The following is an 11,772-nucleotide window of genomic DNA, read 5'->3' on the forward strand; positions in this document are numbered from 1 at the left end:
GTCTGAACTGGCCGGCTGCGTGGGATGATTCGCGATTGGCACTGGGGAGGGACGAGCGATGAACATCGAACCTTTGAGCGACGGCAAGATAATCGAGGCATGGAAGCGGAACGCTTCGCCCTGGACGAATGCGGTACGTGCCGGCGAAATCGAGAGCCGGCGATTGGTGACCGATCGCGCCATCCTGGACGCGGTCCTGGCGTGCAGGCCGCAGACCGTCATGGATCTGGGTTGTGGCGAAGGCTGGCTTGCCCTTGCGCTCCAGCAGAACGGCATCGAGGTAACGGCGGTAGATGGTGTGCCGGCACTGGCCCTTGCCGCGAAGCAGGCGGGCGTAATCGACAGCCGCGTGATGTCCTACGAAGAGATTGCCGGAGGGCGGCTCAAACTGAGCGCCGATGTCGTGGTCTGCAATTTCTCATTGCTTGGAAAGGAATCGGTAGACGGTCTGCTGCAAGCCATTCCCATGTTGCTCAAGCCGGATGGGACCTTGATCGTGCAAACGCTCCATCCCCTTGTTGCATGTGGTGACCTGCCTTACGTCGACGGCTGGCGGGCAGGTTCATGGGCAGGATTTAGTCCACAATTCAGCGATGCTCCGCCGTGGTACTTCAGGACATTGGGCACGTGGCTCGAACTTTTAAGGACGAGCGGACTGACACTTCGCGCGCTGCAGGAACCAATAGACCCGCGAACCCGCAGGCCGGTATCCGTCCTGTTTCGTGCGCATCGGACTGGATGACTGACCGCAACTACGAGCTACACCAACTGCAACGCCAATACGAGCATTGTCACCAGCGACACGACGAAGATCGAAGCGCCGATCGTTCGCGCAAAATAATTCGCATGATGCTGAAGGAAGACTTCCGCACACCGATAACAGTACTGAAATACCCAACATTTCCGACAACCCGAGTCTAGCCTTCCGACCGCCAATCCATGCTTTCAACTTCGAGTGCCTCACTGATGACGTTAGGTAGCGTTGTCGTGCTGGTCATGCCGGGTCCGACAAACACGCTGCTCGCTACCGCCGGTCTGAGATCGGGCATAAGGGACTCGGCTCATCTCACTGGCGCAGAATTCGCCGGCTATCTCGTATCTATTTCAGGCTGGGGATATTTCCTTTCGCATGCGGCAAGCTCGCTAACCTGGCTACCGACGCTCTTGCGTATTGCTAGCGCCCTCTATCTTGCATACCTCTCGGTGCGCATGTGGCTCACAGCGAACTCGTTTCCTTCGACGGCGCAAGGGACGATCGGCTTGCGTGTGTTATTTACCGCGACATTGCTCAATCCAAAAGCAATCCTGTTCGCCGGCACGATTTTTCCGGTGGCTGCATTCGAGAGCTTGGCCGGCTATGTGGAAGCGATGGCAATTTTCACTAGCCTGCTGGTCCCAATCGGGCTGGCGTGGATTGCATTTGGCGCTGAACTCGGTCGCGGCCGCCTCATGCGGGTCAGTCCGGCGCGCATGCAGCGTTGTGCGTCGATCATCCTGGCTGCCTTTTCTTTGTCTCTTGCGTGGGCGGTATTGCACTAGGCAGGCATCAGCCTCGACCGACGCGGCTGGAAGCCTATCCTGCTGTCCACCCCTCGCCCTCCTCGCGTTCTGTTCCAGTTTTTCGAATCTGACTTCTGGCGATTGATGCCGATCGTGCTTGGCGAAAGCTCGCGCGCGATCACGCACGTTCGCGGAAAAGCTTTCACGCTTGTCGACGACCCTCGCGGCCTTTGGCCAGGTTCCAACCGATCACGCTATGACAAAAACAAAGCTTGATCGACTTGCATCGCCGTTTTCCCGATCAACATTCGCTACCCACGAGAGATCCGGGACTCGGTCGACAACCTGCGTCAGTTGCTAGTGGTCACCGACCGGGGGCGCAGATCACGCTAGGAGACGTAGCCACCATCAAGATCTCCGATGGGCCACCCATGATCCGTAGCGAGAACGCGCGCTTGTCGGGTTACGTCTACGTCGACATTCGCGATGTGGACTTGCAATCGGCCGTGAAGGCAATGCAGCTGGCGGTGGCGCGGCAGGTTGTACTGCCGCCCGGCTATTCCATCGCCTGGTTTCGGTGTAGTGATGCTGCTGTATCTAAACGGAGCGCTCAACCGTCGACTCGAGGAAGGCGCGCCCTTTACCGAAACAACGCTTGTCGATGCAATCCGCGAGGGCGCGGTCCTACGCGTGAGACCCAAGGCAATGACCGCCGCGGTCGTGCTGGCTGGCCTCATCCCGATCATGCTCGGCCATGGCGCCGGATCGGAGGTCATGCAGCGAATCGCCGCGCCAATGGTTGGTGGCATGGTGACCGCACCGCTCCTGTCGATGCTGATCATCCCGGCCGCGTGGTTGCTGCTGCAACGCCGGAAGATTGCGCGTACCGAAACGAAAACTGACGAACCGCTTCGCCCTCACGCAGTACCCACTGGCACGCTCGTGCTGCAATCCCACTCTGGAGAAAACCAATGAAGAAGTTCGTGACCGTAACCGCCGTATTCTGTGCCGCTCTCACGCTAGCCAGCGTCGCGGTAGCTGCGGACGAAATGGCCGGCATGAAGATGGACAATGGCGCCATGAGCACAGCCAAGCCGGGCAAATCGCAACTGACCGACGCGGTGGTCAAGAAGGTGGACCCATCGACTGGCATGGTGACGCTTCAGCACGGCGCGCTGACCAACATCGGCATGTCGGCGATGACGATGGCATACAAGGCCGAGGACGCGGCGATGATTGCCCACGTCAAGGAAGGCGACAAGGTCAAGGTCCGCGTCGAAGATGTCAACGGCACGCTGACTATTGTGAAGCTGGAGAAGCCCTAACCATCGGTAGTTGCCAAGGACGTAGGGACGGCTGCAACGGTAAGCGCCGACGCTCGTGGGACCGAATCGGATAGTGGCGCATCAAGCCCGCGTCCTCGTGCTCCAGTCGTCCGTTCACAATTGACAAGGAAACGATCATCTCCTAATATGGGAAGTGATCGTTTCCTATTAAAGTCAAATATGACATCTCTCCAGTCGCCAAAACAACCCCGTAGCCCAGGCCGCCCACGCGAGTTCGACATGGAGAAAGCGTTAGACGGGGCGCTCTTGACGTTCCGGGAACGAGGCTTTCACGCGGCATCCATCTCCGATCTCAGCGCCGCGATGGACCTCACTGCCGGCAGCATTTATAAAGCGTTCAGCGACAAGCGTGCGATTTTTCTCGCCGCCTTTGACCGCTACACCAGTCGGCGCAACGCTCGCCTGCAGCAATTGGTCGAAGTCGAAGTGACCGGCTTCAACAAGATAAGGGCCATGCTCGCCTTCTACGCAGAGTCGTCGCATGGCGTTGAAGGCCGGCGCGGCTGCCTTGTGGCAGGCAGCGCAACGGAGCTTGCAACCTTCGACTCGGAGATGGCTTCGCGGGTGACAACGGCCTTGCGGCGCGTCGAAACGTCGTTACGCACGCTCATCCAGCTTGGCCAATCCGACGGCTCGATCCCTTCCGGCATCGATGTTGAAGCTACTGCCCGTGTCTTGCTCTCCCTGCTACAAGGTTTTCGCGTTATCGGCAAGACCGGGCGCACCCGCGTCGAGATGATCGCCGCAGTCGATCAAGCCATGCGGCTGCTTTCTTAAAAAAATTTTCCTGTTTAGGAAGTGATCATTTCCATAATTAAGCAATGACCAACGTTCTATGGGCCATCGCGGCCGCGGCGACCGGTCCCACATTGAAATGGAGCATCAATCATGACGCAAGCGCAACCAGAATTGGCAGTGCAACCTACCCTCCGCACGAGCGGCGCTTTACCGGCGTCCCGGCCCGATACCAGGTTGACCGGCTTCGCGCATCGCTTCGAAACCGTCAACGGCGTGAGATTGCATTATGTTACCGGTGACAAAATCGACGGGGACACCGTCGTCCTGCTCGCAGGTTTTCCGGAGAGTTGGTACGCATGGCGCAAGGTCATGCCACTGCTTGCCGAGCGTTACAAGATCGTTGCACTGGACCTCCCCGGACAGGGCGACTCAGACCGCCCGGCGGATGGATACGACACGCAGAGTCTTGCTGTCATGGTTCACGGCCTGCTTCAGCAGCTTGGCATCGGCGAGTATTTCCTCGCCGCCCACGACGTAGGCGCATGGGTCGCCTATCCCTACGCAGCGCTCTTTGGCAATGAGGTCCGGCGGCTCGCGTTGCTCGATGCCGGAATTCCAGGCATCACCTTGCCGGACGCTTTGCCTGTCGCCCCGGAGCGGGCATGGCGCACCTGGCACTTCGCGTTTCATGCCATACCCGAGCTTCCCGAGATGCTGATAACCGGCCGGGAGCGAGAGTATCTCGACTGGTTTCTACGCCGAAAGACCGCCAACCCTGAGTCGTTCCCGGACGCCGACGTGGAGGAATACCTTCGCATCTTCAAGAAAGAGGGTGGCTTACGTGCGGGTCTTGCTTATTACCGGGCCGCGGCCTTGTCTGCGCAACAAAACCGCGCACTATGCGCCAAGGGGAAATTGAAAATGCCCGTATTGGCGTTAGGCTCTGACCAAGGATCCATTCCGGATATGGCAGCGCCGCTCAGGGCTTTTGCCGAAGACGTTCACGGCAGCACGATCGCGTTCTGCGGCCACTTTCTTCCGGAAGAGCAACCGGCAGCGGTCGCCGCGGAGCTGACTGCTTTCTTTAGCTGATCTCAGCCGATCACTCAACCCTCGTTTAAAGACCGTACGCGATGAAACCGGTAAAGAGCCAAGCGGCCGGCGTCGCATTCTCGGCTTCGCTGCCCGCAAAAGGTTTCAAGGCAGTGACCGGAGTCAAGAACTGGAGTTCAAAACGGCGCGCGGCACGCGTGCGCCTGGACGTTGTCGACACCTCCTGAATTCACGGTCACTCCACAGCCTCCGACGAGCGCCTCAATACGGGAAGCACGGCCTGTCGCCCTCCGGCAATCATGATGAACACCGCGGACAGCAAGGCACAGGCCGCGCTGAACATGATGGACAAGCCGTAGTTTTGGTAAATATCAAACAGCAATCCGCCGATGCTGCCGCCTGCGATAGCGGCGATCCCAACAGCAATATAGAGAGCGCCGAGAATCGCACCGAGGTTCGCTGTACCGAACCAGCTAGCGGCGACAGCCGGATAGAGGGAGATGCAACCGCCATTCGCCACGCCGAACAAGATCGCGAATATCACAAGCGACGCAAAGCTGTGAGAACAGAACCAAAAACCGTTAAGGACCGCAAGCGCGACCGTTAGACAAGCGAGGAGCCGGCGTGCCCCCATCCGGTCGCCGAGGCGCCCGAGAAAGAGTCGCCCTGCCACGTTGCCGGCGCCGATCAGTCCGATCAGGAGGTTCGATTCCGTTGCCGATACACCGAGTTGCCGGGCGTAGGGATTGATATGCACCAGCGCCAGAAAAAGGCCTACGGAACCGAGAAATATCGCACCGAAGTACCACCAGAATCGACTCGAACGGATTGCTTCGGCCAGCCCGATGGTGCGGGTCGGCGTCGGCGGGATCGGCCTGTGTTCGCTCGGGTCCAGGCTACGGCGGCGCTCTCCGTCCGCAAGCAATCCCAGCTCATGCGGACTACCTCGAATCAGCATGGCAGCTGAGATACCGACCGTAGCGATCACCGCGGCGAAGATGCGCATGGTGGTCTCCCAGGACATATGGTGCATCAGTAACCCGGCCGCCATCGGCCCGACGAACGTACCCACTCCCGTCCCCGCGAGCGCGAGCCCCGACGCCTTGCTGCGGTTCGTCACGAACCAGCGCTGGACCGCGGTCACCGCCGGAATATAGACAAGGCCAATGCCCAGTCCGACAAGCGAACAAAACGATGCAATGAATAGCGCCAGGGAGTGAGTCGCCTCACTGCTGACAAGGAAACCGAGCGATAGCAGCACGATGCCGGCAATGACCACCACTCTTGTTGATACCCGGTCCGCGAGCGCGCCGGAAACCACGCCGACCGTGTAATAAATGAATGCCGTTAGCGAGAACACCGACGCCACCGAGAAACTTCCGGCATCGAAGTGAGCCTGAATCTGCGAAAAGAACGCCCCGAAAGAATATGCCGCACCGAAACTTAGCGCGAGCAGCACATGCGCTGCGAATACCACATACCAGCCTCGGAACACTTTGCGTTTCATAAGCACGTTTCCCTAGCGAAGAGCGGCACGGATTAACTTGTCTATACAAGTTTGCCTGCGTGCAATCTGAGGGTCAAGCTCCATGCTCCAATCAGGGGGTTAACGCGAATTCATGAACCTCCGTGCCCATTAATCGAACGCGCGATTACATCGATGTCCTGGTCGTCGGAAATCCCAGAAATAGGAAGAAGTTAAACAGTAAGAGGCGATGCGACGGGAGTTGCTGGCGAATAAGACTTTCGCTACGATTGCCAACAGGCCGATACAGCCTGCCGCTCGCATCCGAAAGGAAACGGTGAATGTATCTCTCAAAGCTTTCGCACCCAATCCATCGTGATAGCGAATGCGTCAGTAATGCGAGCGCTGAATGTTTTTCGCTGAAACGAGGATCGATATGCGCAGCTATCTCGACGCCAAAAACATGGCTAAGGCCGCTAGAAAAAGCCTTGCTGACTTGAATCTCCACATCACTCACGGCCAAGCGCTGGAACTAGTCGCGACGCAATTCGGCTTTGAAAACTGGAATATTCTGGCCGCAAAAATCGGCAACAATACGGCCGGCGAGGCCGTAAGCTTCCATCAAAATTCTCCGATATTTCGTGTGTTCGATGAAGAGAAAGCCAAGGATTTTTACCTGGGCTTTCTGGGCTTCCGGCTCGACTGGGAGCATCGCTTTGAAGCGAATCTACCTCTTTACATGCAGGTATCGCGCGCCGGACTTGTGGTGCATCTCAGCGAACATCACGGCGACGCCAGTCCAGGCTCAACGGCGTTTGTGACGTTAAGCGGCGTCGAAGCGTATCAGGAAGAGCTGAGTTCAAAAGGATATCGCTATTTGAGGCCAAACACGGAGAGCCTTCCCTGGGGGAAAGTCATGACGGTAACTGATCCCTTCAGCAACCGCATCCGCTTTTGCGAGCCTCCTGACCTGGCGCCACGAAAAGTCGACTGACGGCAATCGCCAAGGTCTCGCGCGGCAACCAGTTCGCTGATTCGCTACGGTTGCCGCCCTGAATGAGGTCAGTCCAGCACGTCGTTCCCAACTCAGGCCGGTGCCTTCTCCTTATCTCCGAGCACCGCTCGCGGGAAGCGCCGCGATGTGCGCCCTACGCTTGGCTGACCTGTGAAAGCGCCGCAATCAAGTCACCAAAGCGTTCACCTTGAACCACAATGTGCCCACGCAACGCGACAGCGGCTGCTTCGCCGTCGCCTTTGGCCAGAGCGTCCACCACCGTCTGATGCTCGTCGAAGGACGAGATCATGCGTCCCTTCACCCGTAGCTGAAGCCGTCTATACGGCCTTAGCAGCTTATGCAATGCCTTCGCCTGATCGTGGAGGAAGCTGTTATGGCTGCCTTCATAGATCAGGCAATGGAAGCGCTCGTTCAAATGATAGTAGTCGTCGGGGTCGGCCGAATCGCGCGCCTCCTGACAGGCGAGATGCGCCGCACGAAGCGTCTCGAGTTGCCCGGCGCTCATCCGCCTTGCGGCAAGCCGACCACACATTGCTTCAAGCTCGGCCATCACTTCGAACATTTCGATCAGCCGATGCAGGCTGATCTTTGCCACCACGGCGCCATGCCGTGGCCGCATCTCTACCATGCCCGCTGCAACAAGCTGCAAAAGCGCTTCGCGCACTGGCGTACGAGACACCTGGAAGCGCGCAGTCAGTTCGGCTTCATCCAGCGAGGCGCCTGGCGGAAGGACCCCGGTCGCGATGTCTTCCTCTATGGATTCGCGAAGCTGATCAGCGCGAGTGAGCTTGTTCGTCATGATCGACCTTTACGGTTGCGGGTTGGCCAGAGCGCTCAGGCCAGACAGTACGCGTAAACGATAGTTGAGAATGCGGTCCAGCGAATTATAAATACACAAGGGTTCTTTAAATATATTTCCAAACGTCACACAGCTTACAAAGCTTTTGCGACGTATTCAATGGTCCTCTTCCCGGGGTCCATGCGTCCTTCACGGTTGCTCGCGCTTGGCCAGAAACGAGCGCCCGTTTGCCTATGCGAAACCGGCGGCGCTTGTCTCTTCCTGTCTGCGGGCATGAGGCGTCCTTAAGCGCAATCCGATTCAAGATCCTTGCCCCATGATGCTGGCGATGTTCGGAGAAACTGATCATGAAAGTCAAATCAGTAGGTGTACTACTGGGATTGAGTGCGAGCGCAGTGTTGATCGGTGGATGCGGGCACAGCGACAATGGTTCGGCGAACACCAACAAGGGAGCCGGTTTTATCAACAGCTTCCAGATCATCTCCAGCGCGCCAGCTTTCGGGGGCGCCACGCCTGCCGGGGCGGCCGGTCCTTATCAGGTGATTACGGCCGTCGTGCACGGCGAGCTTGATCCGAACAATCCGCTCAATGCGGGTATCGTGAACATCAAGAACGCGCCGGTCGGCTCCGACGGATATGTGGCCTACGCTACCGATGTCGTGATCCTGCGGCCCCAGAGCGCATCGACGGCGAAGCGCGTTCTGTTCTATGACGTGGTCAATCGCGGCAGCAAAATTGGCGACGCCTCGTTCGTCGGCGGTGGCGCGCTCGATACCGGCGCCGCCCCCACGTCAAGTTTCCCCTCGCTATTGCGCAATAACTACACAGTCCTTTGGAGCGGCTGGCAAGGCGATGTTCCCCTCACCGGCAACAGCACGCTCGCCGGCGCCGGGCTCCTTGGCACCAGCTTTCCCGTTGCAACCAACAAGGATGGCACGCCAATGACGGCGCTGAGCCGCGAGGAGTTTATCCCTGACTACGCGGGCGGCCCGGCCACCACGATCCCGTTGACCTATGCACCCGCCAATCTGAACGACAAGACTTCGGTCACGTTTACGGCGCGGCAGTCGTGGCTGACGGCTTACGGCAGCATTCCCGGTGGAGTCCAGACCTACACGGCGCCATCGGTATCGGTACCCACGTGGAGTTATATCAGCACACCAAATAATGTTTATGAAGGCAATTACTCGGTGACATTTACGCCACCGACCACCGTGCCCGGACCCAACGGCTCGAGTGTCGCGCCCGACGCAGGCACCATCTACAGCTTTGTCTATATGGCGGCCGCTCCCACTGTCGACGGAATTGGCTTTGCAGCATTGCGCGACCTGGTGTCGTTCCTTCGATACGACGCAACGGATGCTCAGGGTGTCGCCAATCCCCTCAACGATCTCAAGAGTGCCCCTTGTGCGGCAGCCTCCTGCTCGCAGAACACCAACTTCGATGTCGCTATCGGAGAAGGCATTTCGCAATCGGGCCGGTTCATGAAAGACTTCTTGTACCAGGGCTTCAATGTGGACAAGAACGGCAAGATCGTATTCGACGGCATGTTCCCGATCATCTCCGCTGCCCGCCGTACGTGGACCAACGCGGCATTCGCGCAGCCCGGCCGCTGGTCGAAGCAGCATGAGGACCATTTCATGCCAGGCTTCCAGTTTCCGTTCACTTACGCGACGCTCACCGACCCCGTCAGCGGCGCGACGGATGGCCTGCTCAAGCAATGCTCGGCAACCAACACCTGCCCGAAGATCATGCAACTCGACGGCGCGTTCGAATGGTGGGGTGGCGCGGCGTCGCTGGTGGTGACCGACGGGCGCGGCAACGACATCCAGCTCCCGCCCAATGTTCGTTACTACCTCGTGCCCGGAACGCAACACGGTGGCGGCAGCGGGGTAACCACAGGCAACTTTGTCGTGCCGGCGGCCGGCAGTCTGTGCCAATTGCCGGGTTCACCGGTCGAAGAAACGCCGGTCGAGCGAGCGCTTATCCCCGCGCTCGTGAACTGGGTCGCCAATGGCACCCAGCCGCCGGCGTCGCAGTATCCGACGGTCGCAGCCGGCACGCTTGTCGCGCCTACCCAGACCGCTACCGGTTTTCCGAGCCTGACGAACGTCTTCGTGCCGAGCGGACCAGCGGGCACGCCTGTCCAGTTGCAACTGACCTTCAATGGTGAGTACAACCAGCTGTTCGTGACGGACTACAGCAACGCCGTGCCGGTGGTCAATACGGCGCAGCAGTACACCATTCTTGTGCCGAAAGTCGACGCCAACGGCAACGAGACAGCCGGCGTCCTCGTACCCGATGTCAGCGTGCCGCTCGCCACATACACCGGCTGGAATTACCGCGGGTCGGGCCACGCAGTAGGCGACGGCTGCATCTCGAACGGCGCGGCAATTCCGTTAGCCTTGAACGCTGCCGCACAAGCTGGCGGGACGGATTCCCGAGCCACACTCACGACGCTCTATGGCGCCAGCAGGTCTAAGTACCAGGCAGCCGTGTCGGCAGCGGCGGACGCACTCGTGAGCCAGGGCTATTTGTTGCAGGCGGATGCCGACAACGTCTTCGTCGCCAACGCTGCAAGCATTTCGCCTACCTTGTTGCCCTTGCCCTGAAATGAAAACGAGGGAGCGGATCGTGGCGCCGCACGGTGTCACGGCCGACTCTTCATGCCGATTCCTGACTTGCTGACCACGATGAACAGGATGGAGCGATGACCGGAACGAGAAGACGCACTGCCGCCGGGTTTGTCGCTGCCACGATGGTGGCGCTCAGTGGTTGCGGTGGGGGTGGAGGCGGTTCAGACAACGGGAGCCCTGGCACACCCGCAGCAGCCACGCCGAGTGCAATCGTCTATCAAGATAGTTTGCTGCTCGGCAGCGTCACTCCGCAATCATTGTCTTTCGTTGCGGCAACAATGACCGCGAACGCCATGATCGTGAGTCCCGTCGCAGCACCGCTTGTCGTACCCGGCAACAATCCGCTTGTATCGAGCTATTTTCAGGGCACTGTCCCAGGCGCGGGCATCGCCTGTGTCTCCTCGCCGACAAATAGTATTGGTACGGTGACAGGCGTCAACGCCGGCGTGAACATCAAGAGTGTTGCTGTGATGCTGGATGCGTCCTGGACACTATCAACGGCCCCCGATGCGAACTGGAGTGCTCTGGCCGCTAGCGCCGCAGCGTTTGATGGCTGGGAAAATTGCGGAGCCAAAGCCGAAGGCAGTCCGTCGCCGTCGTCCACCTTGACGATCAATGCGGATGGCAGCTTCTCCGATAACATATTCGACGGCAATCCCTCCACCACGGTTACCATCGTCGATCAAAGCTTCAGTTCGACACAGGCCGCGTCAATGCTGTCAGACGCCGGTTATCTCGATGCGAGCCAGGCCGGTAATCCGCAGACCCTTCGCCTGAAGGTGTATCAGAACGCAGCAAAACAAACGCTTCTCGTTGAGCAAGGCATTCCGGCCAGCGGAGCGAGTAGCGAAAATCCTGGTTTTGTTGCAATCTATTTTCAGCGGTAAGACCGGTCGACATGGGACTCGCGGTGCGCATCGGAGGCGCCCGGGCGCGGTGATGCTCTCGCGGTAGACGAATGTAAAGGTCCGACGCAAATAGGTGGACCTTTTATCGTGCTACGGTCGATTTCGGCTCCGACGCCACGCCCTACAACCCTTCCCGTCTTTTATCCGAAAGCATCACGTCTGGCAGTGGGTGCGTTTTGACACCGCTCTCTACCAAGCACCTCCTTTATATCTCATCGAAGGCCTCGCTTTAACGATAAAATACGGTATGTAAAGCATTACTTATTATATTTGACAGACAATACGTGAGACCAGCGGCAGCCGGGGGTAGCT

11 protein-coding genes and 1 pseudogene are annotated in these 11,772 nt (G+C 58.7%); 10 read left to right on the forward strand and 2 right to left on the reverse strand.

Features of this window, described 5'->3' with window-relative positions:
• Positions 1-58 precede the first annotated feature (58 nt).
• From BSU04_RS34470 to BSU04_RS46805, 7 genes and pseudogenes are all read left to right on the forward strand, one after another.
• On the forward strand, positions 59-742 hold the full coding sequence (locus tag BSU04_RS34470) for a class I SAM-dependent methyltransferase (RefSeq protein WP_179258538.1): 684 nt from the start codon (positions 59-61) through the stop codon (positions 740-742).
• Between the two features lie 197 nt (positions 743-939).
• Positions 940-1,539, forward strand: coding sequence for a LysE family translocator (locus tag BSU04_RS34475; protein ID WP_089164731.1), 600 nt, complete (start codon positions 940-942; stop codon positions 1,537-1,539).
• Positions 1,540-1,794: 255 nt separating this feature from the next.
• A pseudogene (locus BSU04_RS34480) lies at positions 1,795-2,475 on the forward strand (efflux RND transporter permease subunit); the annotation flags it as partial.
• On the forward strand, positions 2,472-2,825 hold the full coding sequence (locus tag BSU04_RS34485; RefSeq protein WP_089164732.1) for a copper-binding protein: 354 nt from the start codon (positions 2,472-2,474) through the stop codon (positions 2,823-2,825). The pseudogene BSU04_RS34480 and the gene BSU04_RS34485, both read left to right, overlap by 4 nt.
• A 240-nt stretch (positions 2,826-3,065) precedes the next feature.
• On the forward strand, positions 3,066-3,623 hold the full coding sequence (locus BSU04_RS34490; protein ID WP_089164733.1) for a TetR/AcrR family transcriptional regulator: 558 nt from the start codon (positions 3,066-3,068) through the stop codon (positions 3,621-3,623).
• 111 nt (positions 3,624-3,734) lie between these two features.
• Positions 3,735-4,676 carry an alpha/beta fold hydrolase gene (locus BSU04_RS34495; RefSeq protein WP_089164734.1) on the forward strand — a complete coding sequence of 314 codons (942 nt, stop codon included), beginning with the start codon at positions 3,735-3,737 and terminating at the stop codon, positions 4,674-4,676.
• 41 nt (positions 4,677-4,717) lie between these two features.
• A complete protein-coding gene (locus BSU04_RS46805) occupies positions 4,718-4,864 on the forward strand; it encodes a hypothetical protein (protein ID WP_179258539.1) in 147 nt (48 codons plus the stop codon).
• Between the two features lie 8 nt (positions 4,865-4,872).
• Here BSU04_RS46805 and BSU04_RS34500 read toward each other — a convergent pair whose 3' ends face one another.
• Complete coding sequence (locus BSU04_RS34500; RefSeq protein WP_089164735.1) at positions 4,873-6,144, reverse strand: MFS transporter; 1,272 nt, start codon at positions 6,142-6,144, stop codon at positions 4,873-4,875.
• 394 nt (positions 6,145-6,538) lie between these two features.
• Here BSU04_RS34500 and BSU04_RS34505 point away from each other — a divergent pair, with 394 nt between their 5' ends.
• Positions 6,539-7,096: a glyoxalase superfamily protein gene (locus tag BSU04_RS34505; RefSeq protein WP_089164823.1), complete on the forward strand. Its 558-nt coding sequence runs from the start codon at positions 6,539-6,541 to the stop codon at positions 7,094-7,096.
• 154 nt (positions 7,097-7,250) lie between these two features.
• Here the strand turns inward: BSU04_RS34505 and BSU04_RS34510 are convergent, their stop codons facing one another.
• Complete coding sequence (locus BSU04_RS34510; RefSeq protein ID WP_089164736.1) at positions 7,251-7,916, reverse strand: GntR family transcriptional regulator; 666 nt, start codon at positions 7,914-7,916, stop codon at positions 7,251-7,253.
• 347 nt (positions 7,917-8,263) lie between these two features.
• On the opposite strand from BSU04_RS34510, the gene BSU04_RS34515 reads away from it, so the two are divergent.
• Both BSU04_RS34515 and BSU04_RS34520 read left to right on the forward strand, forming a co-directional pair.
• Positions 8,264-10,528: an alpha/beta hydrolase domain-containing protein gene (locus BSU04_RS34515; protein WP_089164737.1), complete on the forward strand. Its 2,265-nt coding sequence runs from the start codon at positions 8,264-8,266 to the stop codon at positions 10,526-10,528.
• Positions 10,529-10,626: 98 nt separating this feature from the next.
• A complete protein-coding gene (locus BSU04_RS34520; RefSeq protein ID WP_089164738.1) occupies positions 10,627-11,439 on the forward strand; it encodes a hypothetical protein in 813 nt (270 codons plus the stop codon).
• The last annotated feature ends 333 nt before the right edge of the window (positions 11,440-11,772 follow it).

The organism is Caballeronia sordidicola (assembly GCF_002220365.1).
In the GTDB taxonomy this organism is placed as follows: Bacteria; Pseudomonadota; Gammaproteobacteria; order Burkholderiales; family Burkholderiaceae; genus Caballeronia; species Caballeronia sordidicola_C.